This is a genomic window from Sphingomonas sp. PAMC 26621 (assembly GCF_000251145.1).
Lineage (GTDB): Bacteria > Pseudomonadota > Alphaproteobacteria > Sphingomonadales > Sphingomonadaceae > Sphingomonas.
In genome coordinates, this window is record NZ_AIDW01000012.1 from 69,292 (window position 1) to 83,336 (window position 14,045).

18 protein-coding genes and 1 tRNA gene are annotated in these 14,045 nt (G+C 68.1%); 11 read left to right on the forward strand and 8 right to left on the reverse strand.

What is annotated here, in order from left to right:
- Positions 1–100 precede the first annotated feature (100 nt).
- From RI03_RS05480 to RI03_RS05505, 6 genes are read left to right on the forward strand one after another with little or no spacing between them, the layout of a single operon-like run.
- On the forward strand, positions 101–805 hold the full coding sequence (locus RI03_RS05480; RefSeq protein WP_010215771.1) for a DUF4129 domain-containing protein: 705 nt from the start codon (positions 101–103) through the stop codon (positions 803–805).
- A complete protein-coding gene (locus RI03_RS05485) occupies positions 802–2,013 on the forward strand; it encodes a hypothetical protein (RefSeq protein ID WP_010215772.1) in 1,212 nt (403 codons plus the stop codon). The genes RI03_RS05480 and RI03_RS05485 overlap by 4 nt, the downstream gene beginning before the upstream one ends.
- Positions 1,995–2,966: an AAA family ATPase gene (locus RI03_RS05490; protein WP_010215774.1), complete on the forward strand. Its 972-nt coding sequence runs from the start codon at positions 1,995–1,997 to the stop codon at positions 2,964–2,966. The genes RI03_RS05485 and RI03_RS05490 overlap by 19 nt, the downstream gene beginning before the upstream one ends.
- A gap of 31 nt (positions 2,967–2,997) precedes the next feature.
- Positions 2,998–4,308 carry a DUF58 domain-containing protein gene (locus tag RI03_RS05495; protein ID WP_010215775.1) on the forward strand — a complete coding sequence of 437 codons (1,311 nt, stop codon included), beginning with the start codon at positions 2,998–3,000 and terminating at the stop codon, positions 4,306–4,308.
- Complete coding sequence (locus tag RI03_RS05500) at positions 4,305–5,330, forward strand: stage II sporulation protein M (protein ID WP_010215776.1); 1,026 nt, start codon at positions 4,305–4,307, stop codon at positions 5,328–5,330. The genes RI03_RS05495 and RI03_RS05500 overlap by 4 nt, the downstream gene beginning before the upstream one ends.
- Positions 5,311–6,177: an RDD family protein gene (locus tag RI03_RS05505; protein ID WP_010215777.1), complete on the forward strand. Its 867-nt coding sequence runs from the start codon at positions 5,311–5,313 to the stop codon at positions 6,175–6,177. Before RI03_RS05500 ends, RI03_RS05505 begins: the two co-directional genes overlap by 20 nt.
- 105 nt (positions 6,178–6,282) lie before the next feature.
- Here RI03_RS05505 and RI03_RS22620 read toward each other — a convergent pair whose 3' ends face one another.
- The 5 genes from RI03_RS22620 to RI03_RS05525 all read right to left on the reverse strand — a co-directional run bounded on the left by RI03_RS22620 (position 6,283) and on the right by RI03_RS05525 (position 9,609).
- Positions 6,283–6,429: an entericidin A/B family lipoprotein gene (locus RI03_RS22620; RefSeq protein ID WP_010162790.1), complete on the reverse strand. Its 147-nt coding sequence runs from the start codon at positions 6,427–6,429 to the stop codon at positions 6,283–6,285.
- Between the two features lie 29 nt (positions 6,430–6,458).
- A complete protein-coding gene (locus tag RI03_RS05510; protein WP_010162791.1) occupies positions 6,459–6,725 on the reverse strand; it encodes a CsbD family protein in 267 nt (88 codons plus the stop codon).
- A 129-nt stretch (positions 6,726–6,854) separates the two neighbouring features.
- A complete protein-coding gene (locus tag RI03_RS05515; RefSeq protein WP_010215778.1) occupies positions 6,855–7,763 on the reverse strand; it encodes a hypothetical protein in 909 nt (302 codons plus the stop codon).
- A gap of 58 nt (positions 7,764–7,821) precedes the next feature.
- Complete coding sequence (locus RI03_RS05520; RefSeq protein ID WP_010215780.1) at positions 7,822–7,995, reverse strand: CsbD family protein; 174 nt, start codon at positions 7,993–7,995, stop codon at positions 7,822–7,824.
- Positions 7,996–8,127: 132 nt separating this feature from the next.
- Positions 8,128–9,609: a PAS domain S-box protein gene (locus RI03_RS05525; protein ID WP_010215781.1), complete on the reverse strand. Its 1,482-nt coding sequence runs from the start codon at positions 9,607–9,609 to the stop codon at positions 8,128–8,130.
- A gap of 162 nt (positions 9,610–9,771) precedes the next feature.
- On the opposite strand from RI03_RS05525, the gene RI03_RS05530 reads away from it, so the two are divergent.
- The 3 genes from RI03_RS05530 (at position 9,772) to RI03_RS05540 (ending at position 11,567) form a co-directional block, all read left to right on the forward strand.
- Positions 9,772–10,584, forward strand: coding sequence for a class I SAM-dependent methyltransferase (locus RI03_RS05530; RefSeq protein ID WP_010215783.1), 813 nt, complete (start codon positions 9,772–9,774; stop codon positions 10,582–10,584).
- A gap of 72 nt (positions 10,585–10,656) precedes the next feature.
- Positions 10,657–10,989: a hypothetical protein gene (locus RI03_RS05535; protein WP_010215785.1), complete on the forward strand. Its 333-nt coding sequence runs from the start codon at positions 10,657–10,659 to the stop codon at positions 10,987–10,989.
- 17 nt (positions 10,990–11,006) lie between these two features.
- Entirely contained in the window at positions 11,007–11,567 is a 561-nt protein-coding gene (locus RI03_RS05540) for a YkgJ family cysteine cluster protein (protein ID WP_010215786.1), read from the forward strand.
- Positions 11,568–11,583: 16 nt separating this feature from the next.
- On the opposite strand, the gene RI03_RS05545 is transcribed toward RI03_RS05540, so the two are convergent.
- Positions 11,584–11,660: transfer RNA gene (locus tag RI03_RS05545), tRNA-Arg, on the reverse strand.
- Between the two features lie 85 nt (positions 11,661–11,745).
- Here RI03_RS05545 and RI03_RS05550 point away from each other — a divergent pair.
- Positions 11,746–12,510, forward strand: coding sequence for a queuosine precursor transporter (locus tag RI03_RS05550; protein WP_010215787.1), 765 nt, complete (start codon positions 11,746–11,748; stop codon positions 12,508–12,510).
- A 105-nt stretch (positions 12,511–12,615) separates the two neighbouring features.
- Positions 12,616–12,924 carry a hypothetical protein gene (locus RI03_RS05555; RefSeq protein ID WP_026046477.1) on the forward strand — a complete coding sequence of 103 codons (309 nt, stop codon included), beginning with the start codon at positions 12,616–12,618 and terminating at the stop codon, positions 12,922–12,924.
- Positions 12,925–12,952: 28 nt separating this feature from the next.
- Here the strand turns inward: RI03_RS05555 and purQ are convergent, their stop codons facing one another.
- Positions 12,953–13,624, reverse strand: coding sequence for a phosphoribosylformylglycinamidine synthase subunit PurQ (gene purQ, locus RI03_RS05560; RefSeq protein WP_010215788.1), 672 nt, complete (start codon positions 13,622–13,624; stop codon positions 12,953–12,955).
- Positions 13,621–13,851 (reverse strand): phosphoribosylformylglycinamidine synthase subunit PurS, encoded by a 231-nt coding sequence (gene purS / locus RI03_RS05565; RefSeq protein ID WP_010162802.1) that lies wholly within the window; start codon positions 13,849–13,851, stop codon positions 13,621–13,623. Before purS ends, purQ begins: the two co-directional genes overlap by 4 nt.
- Positions 13,852–14,045: the final 194 nt, after the last annotated feature.

The following is a 14,045-nucleotide window of genomic DNA, read 5'->3' on the forward strand; positions in this document are numbered from 1 at the left end:
GCGATCGCACCGAACGCAAATCCCATTTTGCCGTTTGCGCGCATCCCCGGTTGCTTTAGGCTCACCCCCGTAGCGCCAATTGCGGCCCGGGGGATGCCACGTGAGCGGGGGAACAGCGCAAAACGCCGCCGCCGCCAGCGACCGGTTCGCCGCCGCGCATGCCGCGCTCAAGGCAGATCCGCAGGTGCAGTTCACGCTGTCGCTCGCGCCCGCACGGCCCAAGCCGCCCGCCTGGGTAGAGCAGGTGCTGCACTGGCTCGCGAAGGTGCTCGAGCCTGTCGCGCGCCTGCTCGGCTGGATCACGCGCCAGATGCCGGCGGCCCCCTATGCCCGGATCTTTCTGTGGTCTCTGATCGTGGTCCTTGCCGCACTGTTGCTGTGGGCCGTCTACCAGCGAATCCGCCACGGCGAATGGCGCTGGCCGACCCGCACGCGCGCACGCCAGGCGGCGCTGGTAGAGAACGATCCCGACTGGCAACCCGAATCCGCCCCGGCGCGCGCGTGGCTGCGCGAGGCGGATGCGCTCGCGGCGGAGGGGCGCTATGCCGAGGCGGTGCATCTGCTGCTGATCCGCTCGGTCGACGATATCGCGCGGCGACGCCCGCGTGTGGTGCGGCCGGCACTGACGGCGCGCGAGCTTGGCGCTGCCAACGCGGTGCCGCCCGCCGCACGCGGACTGTTCGCCGGGATCGCCGCGCTGGTCGAGCGCAGCCTTTTCGGCGGGCGCCCGGTCGATGCGGGCGAATGGACCGCCGCGCGCACCGCCTATGCCGACTTCGCCCTGCCGGGGACGTGGCGCGAATGAGCGACGTGCCGGTTACCGACGGAGAGATGCGCGGCGCGTTCGACGTCCGCACCGTCGCGATCCTGATCGCGGTCGGGATCGTCGCGTTTCTGGGGATGGTGGTGCTCGGCGCTTACGCGCCCGAGTTGCGCTCCGGGCGCAACGGCGGCGCACATGCGCTGTCGACCGCCGCGACCGGGTTCAGCGGGATCGTGACGCTCGCGGGCGCGACCGGGCGCAACCCGCAGGTCGTCCGCAATCCGAACGCGCTGTCCACCGAGAACCTCGTCGTGCTGACCCCGGAGCGCGCCGCAACCGACATGACCAAGGTGCTTGCGCTGCGCCGGGTCAAGCCGACACTGGTGATCCTGCCGAAATGGGTGACGACCCCCGATCCACGCCACAGCGGCTGGGTCAATTACGTCGCTTTGCTTCCGGTGCGCGAGCCAATGGGGGTGCTCGCCGCGCAATATCCGTTCAAGGTTACCCGGTATCGCAGCGGCGGCCGACCGCTCGTCGCCTTGCCGTGGATGCCGCCATCGCTGCGCTTCGCTGCGCCTCGCCCACTCTATACCCTTGCGGGACCGGGAGTGCGGCCGTTGCTCAGCGATGCGGCGGGGCATGTCGTGCTCGCCCAGATCGGGCAGGGGCCGCTCTATGTCCTCGCCGATCCCGACTTGCTGTCCAATATCGGCATGCGCGATGCCGCGCAGGCGCGCGCTGCGCTCGACCTGCTCGACTGGCTCAATTCGACCGGCGCGGACGGGATCGTGTTCGACGTGACGCTCAACGGGTTCGGGCGCTCGCCCAGTCCCTTGAAGCTCGCGTTCGACCCGCCGTTCCTCGCGATGACGCTGACGCTCGCGGTGGCGTTGCTGCTCGCAGGCATTCAGGCGACCGCCCGGTTCGGCCCGCCGCGCCGCCGCCCGCGCGCGATCGCGTTCGGCAAGACCGCGCTGATCGACAATGCCGCCGCGTTGGTCCGCAAGGCCGGGCGGCAGGGCGGTCTGGGCGAGCGCTACGTGCAGGTCGTGCGGGATCGCGCGGTCGGCGTGTTCGGCGTGCCCACGCGGCTGCGCGACGGTGCGCGCGACGGCTATCTCGACGGGCTGGCGGGGCGCGCGCGCTTCTCCACACTTGCCGAAGACGCACGGAGCGCCCGGCATCCGCGCGACATGCTCGCGGCGGCGCAGGCGCTGCATCACTGGTTATGGGAGAAGACACGGTGACGGTAGACGATGTGCGCGACCTCGCGCAGACGATCCGGCAGGAGATCGGCAAGGCCGTGGTCGGGCAGGAAGCGACCGTCGACATCTTGCTGGTCGCGCTGTTCTCGGGCGGGCATGTGCTGCTCGAAGGCCCGCCGGGGACCGCCAAGACGCTGCTCGCACGGACCTTCGCGCGCGTGGTCGGGCTCGATTTCGGACGGATCCAGTTCACCCCCGACCTGATGCCCGGCGACATCATCGGCGCGAACCTGTTCAACTTCCAGACGAGCAGCTTCACCCTGACGCGCGGGCCGATCTTCACCGATCTGCTGCTCGCGGACGAGATCAACCGCACCCCGCCCAAGACGCAGGCCGCGCTGCTCGAGGCGATGCAGGAGCGCACCGTGACGATCGACGGGGAGAGCCTGCCGCTCGGCGCGCGGTTCATGGTGGTGGCGACGCAGAACCCGATCGAGCAACAGGGGGTCTATCCCTTGCCCGAGGCGCAGCTTGACCGGTTCCTGGTCAAACAGACGGTCGATTATCCGTCGGCGGCGGAGGAACGCCGGATCATCGCGGCGCACGGCGCGCACCAGCAGGCGATGGCGCCCGAGGAATGGGGCGTGGTCGCGCGCGCCGACGCGGACGTGATCGAAGCGGGCGTCGCGACCGTTGCGGGCGTGCGGCTGGCGGACGAGGTGATCGACTATATCGCGGCGCTGATCCGGGGGACGCGCGGCGTCGCCGATCTCGAGAGCGGTGCGTCGCCGCGCGCGGGTGCGATGCTCGCGGGCGCTGCGCGGGCGCGGGCGGCGCTCGACGGGCGCGACTTCGTGATTCCCGACGACGTGAAGGCGCTCGCACCCGCGTTGCTGCGCCATCGGCTTATCCTGTCGCCCGCCGCCGAGATCGACGGGCGGACGATCGAGGATGTCGTGACCAACATCATCGAGACGATCGAAGCGCCGCGGTGAGGGGAGGCGGTCTGTCTCAGGCGAGGCGTGCATGATCTACCCGACTCGCCTGGCGGTGCTGGCGGCGGCGGCGGGGGCACCCGTTGCGTTGCTGATCGGCGTGCTGATTCCCGGGCGCTGGTACGCCGGGCTGGCGTGGCCGCTGGCGGTGCTGCTGCTCACCGCGATCGACGCGGCGACGGGCGTGCGCCGGGCAAACGCAAAGATCGACGCCCGCGCCACCGTTGCGGTCGGCGAGACGATCGACGCGACCGTCACCGTCACGCTCGAAGGGCGCGACCCGCCGCGCGGCGCGGAGGTCGCGCTACTGGTCAACCCGCTGTTCGCGACCGACGACGATGCGCGCGCCCGCGTCGGCCTGCGCGACGGCAAGGGTGCGGTGTTGCTCGCGCTGACCGCGCTCCGGCGCGGGGCCGGGCGGATCGAGCGGGTCTGGGTGCGCTGGCCGGGGCGGCTCGGGCTGGTGTGGCATCAGCGCAGCATCGCGGCGGAGACGCGTGTCTTGATCCTGCCCGATATCCGCTTGCTCAAGGACAAGGGTGCCGAGATCTTCCGCCGCCACGCGATGGAGGGGCTGCTCATGCAGGTCGATCGCGGCGACGGGACCGATTTCGATGCGCTCGTCGAATACCGCTCGGGGATGGACCGGCGCGCGATCGACTGGAAGCAATCGGCCCGCCACAGCAAGCTCCACGCCAAGGAATATCGCACCGAACGCAACAACCAGATCGTCTTCGCAATCGATTCGGGGCGGCAGATGTCGGAGCCGGTCGCAGGCGTGCCGCGGATCGACCGCGCGGTCTCGGCGGCGCTGCTCTCCGCCTGGATCGCGCTCAAGCTCGGGGATCGCGTCGCGCTGCATGCGTTCGATTCGCGTCCGCGGATCGCGAGCGGGCTGGTCTCGGGGATGCCCGCCTTCGCCAGCCTCCAGCGGCTTGCTGCCGACATCGACTATAGTGCCGAGGAAACGAACTATACCTTCGCACTGACCACGCTCGCGACGCGGCTGACGCGGCGGTCGATGATCGTTCTGTTCACTGAATTCACTGACCCGACCAGCGCCGATTTTCTCGTGCGCGCAGCGATGCGGGTCGTGAAGACGCATCTTCTGCTGGTCGTCGTGCTGCGCGATGCGGAAGTCGAGGCGATCGCCGACCGCGCGCCCGCGACCGCCGACGACGTGACGCGCGCGGTGACGGCGGTGGCGTTGCTGCACGATCGGCGGCTGGTGCTCGCGCGGCTCGAACATCTCGGGGTGCATGTGATCGAATCCGAACACGACCGGGTCGGCGAGCGGCTCGTCGCGGGATATGTCGCGCTCAAACGGAGGAACCTGTTGTGACTGCGTCCGCCCCCGTTCTCGCCCCCGTGCTCGTCAACGCCAGCCGCTTCCGCGCCGCGCACGCCGCCGAATGGGAGCGGCTCGATGCGATCGTCCGGCGGATCGAGAAGCGCTCGATTCGCGCTGTGCCGCAAGAGGATCTGCTCGCGCTGCCGTTGCTGTACCGGACCGCGCTGTCGTCCCTGTCGGTCGCGCGCGAGACCTCGCTCGACCGCGCCCTGGTCGACTATCTGGAGCAGCTCTGCACCCGCGCGTATTTCCAGATCTATGGCGTACCCGGATCGGCTTTCGGCCAGCTCAAGCGGTTCTTTACCCACGGCTGGCCGGCGGCGGTGCAATCGCTCTGGCGCGAGACGCTCGTCTCGTTCCTGCTGACGGTGGCGGGGACGGTCGTCGGCTATCTGCTCGTGCGCGGCGATGCTGCGTGGTTCTTTGCGATCGTCGGCGACAGGATGGCGGGCGGGCGCGATCCGTCGGCGTCGGTGGAGGCGCTGCGCAATACGATCTATGCGACCGAGCATCAGGACATTCTCGCGACGTTCGCGGCGTTCCTGTTCACGCACAATGCGCAGATCGCGATCCTGTCGTTCGCGCTGGGCTTTGCCTTCGCGGTGCCGACTGCGCTGCTGATCACGTATAACGGCATGATGCTGGGCGCGTTCTTGGCGGTGTTCGTGCCAAAGGGGCTGGGCGTCGGCTTCACCGGGTGGATCATGATCCACGGCACGACCGAGGTGTTCGCAATCATCCTTTCGGGCGCGGCGGGGTTCCGGATCGGCACCGCGATCGCCTTTCCCGGCCGGCGCACGCGTGGCGATGCGGCGGTCGACGCCGGGCGGACCGGCGCCGTCGCGATGGCGGGGACGGTCGTGATGCTGTCGATCGCGGGGCTGCTCGAAGGGATCGGGCGGCAGGTGTTGACCGACGACGTGACGCGCTATGCGATCGGCGGCGTCATGCTCGTCGGCTGGCTGCTGTATTTCTATCTGCCGAGGAGCGCCGATGCGACCGCCCCGGCCTGAACACGCGTCGCTGCGCCGCCGTTTCGTCACCCCGGAAGGGGTGGATTTGCGGCTTGAACTCGGCACCGCCGGCGTTCGCCTCTCGGCGTTCCTGATCGACGCGGTCGCGATCCTGGCGATCCTCGTCAGTGCGACGATTCTGCTGCTGGTTCTGTTCTTTTCCCTGCATGGCGGTGGGCTTGCGATCATCTGGCTGCTCGGCAGCTTCGTGCTCCGCAACGGATGGTTCACGCTGTTCGAGATGGGCGGGCGCGGCGCGACGCCGGGGAAGCGGATGATGGGGTTGCGCGTCGTCGCGCGCGACGGCGCGCGGCTGACCGGGGGCGCGGTGATCGCGCGCAACGCGATGCGCGAGATCGAGCTGTTCCTGCCGCTGACGTTCCTGGCGCAGCAGACGATGACGGGGCAGGCGGACGCGTTCGTGACGCTGTTCTCGCTCGGCTGGAGCGGGGTTTTCCTGTTCTTCCCGCTGTTCAACCGCGATCGGTTGCGGGTCGGCGATCTGCTTGCCGGAACCTGGGTGGTGCGGACGGTGGCGGACCGGCTTGGCGCGGATCTGGTCGCAGCCGAGCGGCCGAAACATCGCGTGTTTCCCGAGGCAGCGCTCGCGCTATACGGCGAGTTCGAATTGCAGACGCTGGAGGACGTGCTCCGCGTCGGGAGCGATGCGGCGATCGCGACGGTGGCGGCGACGATCCGGCGCAAGGCGGACCTGGCCGACGATGGCGACGACCGCGGTTTCCTGACCGATTATTATGCCGCTTTGTGCGTCCGGCTGGAGCGCGGGCTGCTGGTCGGCCGGCGGCGGGCGGACAAGTTCGCGGGGGCGGGGTCAGCGTCGCGGTAAGCCGATTTGGCACTTCCCCGGCTATGGCGGGGGGCCGATCGAAGGAATCGTGACAGCCGAACACCGGCGCGACGGCGTCGCACCGGTGTCCATGAGGCGACAGGATCAGCGCTTCTTGGCGTTCTGCCCCGAAACGTCCGAAACCGCGCCACCGGCGGACTTCAGGTCCTTGCCTGCGCCGTTGACGGTGTTGCACGCCGACAACGAAACCGCTGCGACCGCAGCGAGAACGAAAAGCGACTTGGTCTTCATGATCGGTTCCTTCCTGTAAGTCCGGGCGCTCAGCCCTTGCGGGTGCTCATGCCGGTGACCAGCGCACCGAGCACGAAGCCGGCGACCGCGGTGATACCGAGCGCGAGCAGCGGGCTGTGCTCGACGGTTGCGCGAGTTGCGTCGATCGCGTCGCCATAGGCACCTTCGATCTGTCCGGCGACCTTGCGCGCGGCGCCCGATGCCTCGACCGAACGGTCGCCCGTCAGCCGGCCGAACCCCTCTTCGATTGCGCCGGCGGTGTTCTTGATCCCGCCCGTAACCTGATGCGTATCCATGATGCTCTCCTTGAAAGATGGGGACGATAGAAAGTTCGGGAGCGACGGCCGCTGCAGGGCTACGCTACACGCGACGACCGCCGCTCCCTGCGCGCCCGGGGGGCCAGGCGCGCATCCGTTCCGCGCGGATCAGGCGCGGCGGACCTCCACACCACGGCGGCGCGTTGCGGCCGCCCCGGCAAACCCTGCGGCACCCGCGCCCAGCAACAGCGCGATGACGGCTGTGAACGACGTCCCGGCAGCGGCGCTGGCGCCTGCGTCGGCAGCGGACTTGGCGGTCTCGACCGTGCTGTCCTTTGCGGCGACGAACTGCGCCTTGGCGCGCGTCACCTGTGCGGCGGCCTCGGCGCGGGGGATCTTGCGCTGCGCGGCGACGATGTCGACGACGCGGGCCTCGGCCTGGTTACCTTCGGCACCACCACGGGCCATCGCCGGCAACTGCTTGGCGACTTCCTTCTGCGCTTCCTGCGGGGTCATCTGCGCAGGGTCGGTCGGTGCCGTGTCGAGATAGGCGGCTGCCTGGTCCTGCACGTCGATCCCGGCGGCCTTGGCGACCGTCGGCGCGGTCGCGCCGATGCTCGAGCCCGCTGCGGTGGCGACGCCGCCGATCGTGCGGAACGTGCCGCCGATGATCGACCCGACCGCCGAGGTCAGCAGGTACAGCGTGATGATCAGCGTGACGCCCCAGATGACGAGCCCGTGGACGAAACCGTCGAACCGCTCGGTCAGACCGGCGAGGCGCGATGCGGCATAGCTGCCGGTACCCAGGGCGAGGATCGTGCTGACCACCCACCACAGTGCGGCGCCGATGCCGAAGCCGCTTGCGCTCGGGGTCGAGCCGTTCATCGGATCGACCAGGCTCATGCCGATACCCGTGCCGAGCAGCCCGAGGACGATCTGGACCGCGATCGCGATCGTCACGCCGGCGAAGACCGCCTGCCACGACATGCGCGACCGGTGGACGACCGCGCCGACGGCGCGTTCGTGGGGAAGGAGGGGGTCGCCAGTGTGCGCCGGCTCGCCGTAAACATGTGCCATAGAATTTTCCTTAGTGGGGTGACGTCGCCGCGCGGCGGAAGACGCCATGGTTCGCTGATTATTTTTTCGGGCGATGCTGCGCGCTGGCGGAGGCGCGCTCGCTTTGCGCCTTGCCTGCCGCCTTTTCCGCAGCGCCTTCGGCCTGAGTCGCGGCATCGCCGGTGATCTTGCCGATCGCTTCCTTGATCGAGCCGAGCGCCTGCTTACCGGCGCCTTCGATGCGGTCGTCCATCGCGCTTTCCTTTCGCTTCTCTCGGCAGACCGAGCGGTCTGTTCGACGAACGATGGAAATAGTGCCGCAACGGGCGCGCCCTAGAGCGATCTGCACCAAATCGTTTAGTGCAGATTCATGGGATGTTAACCCTCAGCCCCGTCTTGACGACGGCAGCGGGAAGCCGCGTTCGCGCGCCCAGATGATCGCCGCGCCGCGCCGGTTGACGCCGAGCTTGCCGTAAATCCGCGCGACATTGTTGCGCACGGTGTTACGCGACACCCCCATCGCCGTCGCGATCGCCTGGTCGTCGAGGCCCTCGCACATCAGGCTCAACGTCTCGCGTTCGCGTCCGGTCAGGGTCGCGACTTCGGTGACCCGGTTCGCGTTGCTGGGGGAGCGGAGATTGGCGAGCTTCTCGACGATCGTGCGGCTGAACCAGTTGGTGTCGCGCATCACCGTCTCAATCGCGCCGATCAGTTCGCGTTCGGACCGGCGGCGTTCGGCGATGTCCTGGATCACCCACAGCACGCAGTTGCTGCCATGCATCGGGATGACGCCCGCGGAAATCAGCACGTCGATCCGCTCGCCATCCTTGCGGTGGAGGCAGGCATCACGCGCCTGGAACCCGCCGTCGCCCGCGAGCGCCTGTTCGAGCTCGGCGCGCACGGTCGCATTCTCCCACAGTTTGAGCGAACCGACGGTCTGGTGCTTGAACTCCTCGTCGGTGAAGCCGCTCAGGTCGAGCAGCGCGCCATTGCCCTCGAGGAATCGGTGCCCGTCGAGCGTCGCAACCGCGAGCCCGACCGGGGCGAGTGCGAACATCCGACGGGCGCGCGCCTCGCTTTCGCGCAACTCGCCCTCGATCCGGCGGCGGGGTTCGAGGTCGGCGAAGGTGAACAGCATGCACGGCTGTTCGTTGAGGTCGATCGGTTGCCCGCCAACGATCACGAGCTTGCGCCCGCCATTCGGCAAATGCAGGTCCGCCTGCATCTGCGGGATCGTCCGCCCCTCGCGCAGGCGCTGCTTGGCGAGGCCGGGATCGTCCACGTCGGCGAGCACGTCGAGGTCGTAGACGGTGTGCCCGAGTACGTCCTCGCGCTCGCGCCCGGTCATTTCGAGAAAGCCCTGATTGACCTTGACGAAGCGCTGGTCGGACAGGCGGCAGATCACCGCGGGGGCGGGGTTGGCCTTGAACGTCTGTTCGAACCGTTCCTCCGCCTCGAACCGGAGCGACACGTCCTGGATGACGAGCACCAGCAGGTCGGGCTTGTCGTCGCTGTCGGTCAGCAAGAGGCTGCGGATCTGGTGGATCCAGCGCGCATCGTCCTCGCCTTCGCGGACGACCTCGACGACGACTTCGCTGAACGCCTCGCCCGCGACCGCGCGGTCGAGCGGATAATCGTGCGCGTCGAGCCAGTGGTTGTTGCGATACCGCAGCCGGAAACGCTGGCGATAGTCGTCGACCGTCTTGCCGAGATCGGGGATCCGCTCGACCCCGTGCATCCGCAGCCCCGCCTCGTTCGCCCACAGGATCTCCTGCTCGGGCGAGACGATGATGACGCCCTCGGTCAGGCCGGAGACAATTTGCTGGAGGCGCCGGAGATCGACGCCGGTATGGTGTAATGCGGGCATTGCCTGATGCTTCCGTCCGTTCGCAGGTCGCGGGATAACGCCGAATGTGGGGGATCGGGGGCAAGGCGGGCAATCGCCCTCTTTCGGGCGACGGTACGCGCGATTGTACAACCCGCCCCGGCACGGCATGATTGCGGCAGAAACGCTGAGGGAATCTTCGATATGCACCGTCCGCTTGCCGCCATCGCCTGCCTCACCGCGCTCGTAACCTCGGGGGCCGTCGCGCAGTCCGCCGCGCCGTCCGCCGCGCCGTCGAAGGACATTGCCGCCGCCGTTGCCGCACCGACGCGGACGCCCGCCAACCGCGCGCGCGACGCGTACCGCCATCCCGCGCAGACCCTGGCCTTCTTCGGTGTGACGCCGACACAGACCGTCGTCGAGTTCCTGCCCTCCGGTGGCTGGTATGCCGAAATCCTCGCACCATTGGTGAAGGGCCGCGGGCAGTACGTCGCGCTGGTCCCGACCGCGCAGGCGGATCGCACGCGGAGCGCCTTCACCGGGAAGACCGCGAGCTACGGCCCGACGACCGTCGCGACGATCGACTTCAAGACCGGCGCATCGTCGATGCCGGCCGCGCGTGCGGACGTCGTGCTGACCTTCCGCAACGTCCACAATCTGCTGATGCAGGACGACCCCGCGGTGGCTGGCCGCGTGTTCAAGGCCTTCTTCACCGCGCTCAAGCCGGGCGGCGTGCTGGGCGTGGTCGATCACCGCCTGCCCGAGGAGATGGATACCGCGCGCGAGAAGACGAGCGGCTATATCAAGCGGTCGACGGTCGTGCGGCTGGCGGAACAGGCGGGTTTCAAGCTAGCGGGCGAATCGCCGGTCAACGCCAACCCCAAGGACGACCACGATCATCCGGAAGGTGTCTGGACGCTTCCGCCGACCTATCAACTCAAGGACGTCGACCGTGCGAAATATGCCGCGGTCGGCGAGAGCGACCGGTTTACGCTGAAGTTCGTCAAGCCGCGCTGAGTCGGCACCTTGAGGGTGTCGCGGTGCTCCGGCGGAGCGCCGCGACGCGTGGCGCTGCCCGACAGACATGCTATGGCCACCGAAATGGCGAACATCCGAAGCACGACCGGCACCGTTGAGGTCGACGGCACCCGATATGACTGGCAGCTCCAGCGCGAGCCGCACTGGTCGGATTCCGACGGCTGGAAGGGGATGACGGTTTCGCTGCTGGAGCAGGACGCCAGGCGGGAAGCGCTGCTGGAATTTCCCGCCCCCAAGCGCTTGTTGAAAGGCCTGCCGCACGGCCGGTTGCAGATCGACGATGCGACGGTCGTCCGCGGCGTTCGGGCGGCCCTGCAGGCGGGGTGGGAACCGATGTCGCGCGGCAAGCCAATGGTCTTCACCGTCGATTCCGAAGGCAATTGAGGCACGGCGCGAAGCGGATGCAGACGCAGGCCGACCTCGAGACGATTCTGCTGGGACCTGTCCTGGCCGAACGCACGTGCGGCGACTGCACCGTGTGTTGCACCGCGCTCGTGGTCGACACGCCCGAATTTGCCAAGCCTGCCGGGACACCGTGCGTCCACCTGACGGGCAAGGGGTGCGGCATCCATCCGGTCCGCCCGCCGATCTGCCGGACATGGTTCTGTGCGTGGCGCAGGGTCGCCAGCCTTACCGAGGAAACGCGGCCTGATCGGTCCGGCCTGCTGGTTTCGCTCAATTTCGTTCGCGAGCCGCAAAACTGCTTCGAAGGCGTATCGATCAATATCCGCGTGCTCGCCGGCAGCGACGCGATCGCGACCGGTCTCGCCGGTAAAGTCCTGGACACGCTGTGCGATCAACTGGTCCCGGTCTGGTTCAGCGACGGGTCAAAGAAAATGCTGATGCATCCCGACAAGGACGTGGCGCACTTCGTTCTTACGGGAGACCCCGCACCGCCGAACCTCGCAGACGAAGTTGCCGCCTGGCGCGACCGCTATGGCGTCTTTGGCGGGAGCGACTGAGATAGCGCAGCAGCATTGGCGCGCCCGGAGGGAGTCGAACCCCCGACCGAGGAGGTAGAAGCTCCTTGCTCTATCCAACTGAGCTACGGGCGCGCACTGGTGATGCCTTTAGCGTGGATTGCGGTGGCGCGAAACGGTCTTCATAGCAGGTCGCGTCAGGGGATGGGGACGGGGATCGATGGACACACCGAGGAGCATCACCGCGCGCGATCTCGGCGGGCGGGCGTTGCGCTACTATGATTTCGTGATGGTCGCCTTCGTGGTGATCCTGCTGCTGTCGAACGTGGTCGGCGCGGGGAAACGGTCGGTGATCGATGTACCGTGGATCGGGCCGTGGCCGTTTGGCGCGGGGATCCTGTTCTTCCCGGTCAGCTATGTGATCGGCGACGTATTGACCGAGGTCTATGGCTATGCGCGCGCCCGGCGCTGCGTGTGGGCGGGGTTTGCGGCGCTGATCTTCCTTGCGGTGATGGAACAGGTCGTCGTGGCACTGCCCCCCGCCGCCGGGTGGGGCGGCCAGCAGGCGTATGAATATGTCTTCGGCCGCTCGGTTCTGGTCGATCCCGCCGCAGCGACGGGATTGCGGATCATCGTCGCGTCGGTGGTCGCGTTCTGGGTCGGGGAGTTCGCCAACAGCTTCGTCCTCGCCAAGCTCAAGATCCTGACCGAAGGGCGGATGCTGTGGACCCGCACGATCGGCAGCACGATCGTCGCGCAGGGGTTCGACAGCCTGATCTTCTATCCACTCGCGTTCCTGGGCGCGCCGGACTGGCCGGTCAGTGCGATGCTGCTCGTGATGCTGAGCCAGTTCGTGCTCAAGGTGTCGTGGGAGGTGCTGCTGACGCCGGTCACCTATCTGGTGGTCGGGTTCCTCAAGCGCCGCGAGGGAATCGACGTGTATGATCGCGGAACGGACTTTTCGCCGTTCAAGGCAGGGGTGTAGGCTCCCGTCACGGCGTGGTGGGTGCGGCGCGCCGGACGAGGGCGCGCCGACACCCTAGCGTGCGCGGGAATTGAGGCTTAGGCTCGGGGCTGGAAGGAATCCCCGATGACAATGGCTTATGACAAGCAAAAGAGGCTTCATTTCGATCTCACCAACGTCGGGCTTCGTGCGCAGGCCACGGCGGTCGGGCTGGTGCAGCTCTGCCAGGAGCTGCGACGCGCTAACGTGCTCGACGATCCCGCGATGGCGCGGATCAAGGATGCGATTGCCGACGAACTGTCCGTCACGGCACCCCGTTCGTTGTCGGCGAAGGGCTATCGTGGCGAGGTACGAGCCCGGCTCGACCGAATTTTCGAGGGTGAGCAGCAGGTCGGCCCGGCCGAAGCCTTGTCGTTCGGCGCGGAACCGGAGTGACGCCTCCGTTTCCCACGACGAAACCGGCCTAGACCCCGACCGTCTCGAGCAACCCTTCGAACAGCCGCCGGCCGTCGTCGCCGCCATGCGCTGCGGTGTCGATCCGGCGTTCGGGATGTGGCATCAGGCCGAGCACGTTGCCGGCTGCATTGAGCACGCCCGCGATGTTCCGCGCGGAGCCGTTGACCGGCTCGCCATAGCGGAACGCGACGCGGCCTTCGCCCTCGAGGCGGTCGAGCGTCTCGGGATCTGCGGCGTAATTGCCGTCATGGTGCGCGACGGGAACGATGATCCGTTCGCCCGCGGCATAGCGGCTGGTGAACGCGCTCTGCGCATTGTCGACCGTCAGCGGAACCTCGCGGCAGACGAAATCGAGCCCGGCGTTGCGCATCAGCGCACCCGGCAGCAGGCCTGCTTCGGTCAGCACCTGGAAGCCGTTGCAGATCCCGAGCACCGGAACGCCACGGTCCGCCGCGTCCTTCACGGCTTGCAGGATCGGCGAGCGCGCGCCGATCGCGCCGGAGCGGAGATAGTCGCCATAAGAGAAGCCGCCCGGCAAGGCGACGAGATCGACCCCGTCGGGAAGGGCGGTGTCGCCGTGCCACACCATCGTCGGCGCGGTCCCGCTGACCTCGCGGAGCGCAACGGCGACGTCGCGGTCGCAGTTCGAGCCCGGAAAGACGATGACCGCGGTCTTCATGCGCGTTCCACCCGGAAATTCTCGATCACGGTGTTGGCGAGCAGCTTGCGGCACATGGCGTCGATCTGCGCGTCGTCGACGCTGTCCTCGACCTCGAGTTCGATCAGCTTGCCGGCGCGGACGTCGTTGACGCCTTCGAAGCCAAGGCCGCCGAGCGCCTTGTGAATCGCGCGACCCTGCGGATCGAGCACGCCGGGCTTCAGCGTGACGAAGATGCGGAGCTTCATAGATATGTCCTGCTGCGACGGTAGGGAATGCGGGTCGCTATGCTCGCGCGCGGCGCAGGTCGCAAGGGGGTGGATGCGCGGGTCGCGGATCGCGAATCTTCAGAAGCACTTAGCCAGCGCAGGCCGGGGCCCGGGAGAGGGCGGGTCACGGCGGGCAATGTACCCGTTACCAAAACCCGTCCGCCTGGGCCCTG

Excerpts from the sequence above, each read along its gene's own strand:
- RI03_RS05555 (WP_026046477.1), top strand. The coding sequence starts at position 12,616 with ATGACAATGGCTTATGACAAGCAAAAGAGGCTTCATTTCGATCTCACC.
- RI03_RS05535 (WP_010215785.1), top strand. The coding sequence starts at position 10,657 with ATGGCCACCGAAATGGCGAACATCCGAAGCACGACCGGCACCGTTGAG.
- RI03_RS05515 (WP_010215778.1), bottom strand. The coding sequence starts at position 7,763 with ATGGCACATGTTTACGGCGAGCCGGCGCACACTGGCGACCCCCTCCTT.
- purS (WP_010162802.1), bottom strand. The coding sequence starts at position 13,851 with ATGAAGCTCCGCATCTTCGTCACGCTGAAGCCCGGCGTGCTCGATCCG.
- RI03_RS05540 (WP_010215786.1), top strand. The coding sequence starts at position 11,007 with ATGCAGACGCAGGCCGACCTCGAGACGATTCTGCTGGGACCTGTCCTG.
- RI03_RS05490 (WP_010215774.1), top strand. The coding sequence starts at position 1,995 with ATGGGAGAAGACACGGTGACGGTAGACGATGTGCGCGACCTCGCGCAG.
- RI03_RS05495 (WP_010215775.1), top strand. The coding sequence starts at position 2,998 with ATGATCTACCCGACTCGCCTGGCGGTGCTGGCGGCGGCGGCGGGGGCA.
- RI03_RS22620 (WP_010162790.1), bottom strand. The coding sequence starts at position 6,429 with ATGAAGACCAAGTCGCTTTTCGTTCTCGCTGCGGTCGCAGCGGTTTCG.
- RI03_RS05505 (WP_010215777.1), top strand. The coding sequence starts at position 5,311 with ATGCGACCGCCCCGGCCTGAACACGCGTCGCTGCGCCGCCGTTTCGTC.
- RI03_RS05525 (WP_010215781.1), bottom strand. The coding sequence starts at position 9,609 with ATGCCCGCATTACACCATACCGGCGTCGATCTCCGGCGCCTCCAGCAA.
- purQ (WP_010215788.1), bottom strand. The coding sequence starts at position 13,624 with ATGAAGACCGCGGTCATCGTCTTTCCGGGCTCGAACTGCGACCGCGAC.
- RI03_RS05510 (WP_010162791.1), bottom strand. The coding sequence starts at position 6,725 with ATGGATACGCATCAGGTTACGGGCGGGATCAAGAACACCGCCGGCGCA.
- RI03_RS05520 (WP_010215780.1), bottom strand. The coding sequence starts at position 7,995 with ATGGACGACCGCATCGAAGGCGCCGGTAAGCAGGCGCTCGGCTCGATC.
- RI03_RS05530 (WP_010215783.1), top strand. The coding sequence starts at position 9,772 with ATGCACCGTCCGCTTGCCGCCATCGCCTGCCTCACCGCGCTCGTAACC.
- RI03_RS05550 (WP_010215787.1), top strand. The coding sequence starts at position 11,746 with ATGGACACACCGAGGAGCATCACCGCGCGCGATCTCGGCGGGCGGGCG.
- RI03_RS05485 (WP_010215772.1), top strand. The coding sequence starts at position 802 with ATGAGCGACGTGCCGGTTACCGACGGAGAGATGCGCGGCGCGTTCGAC.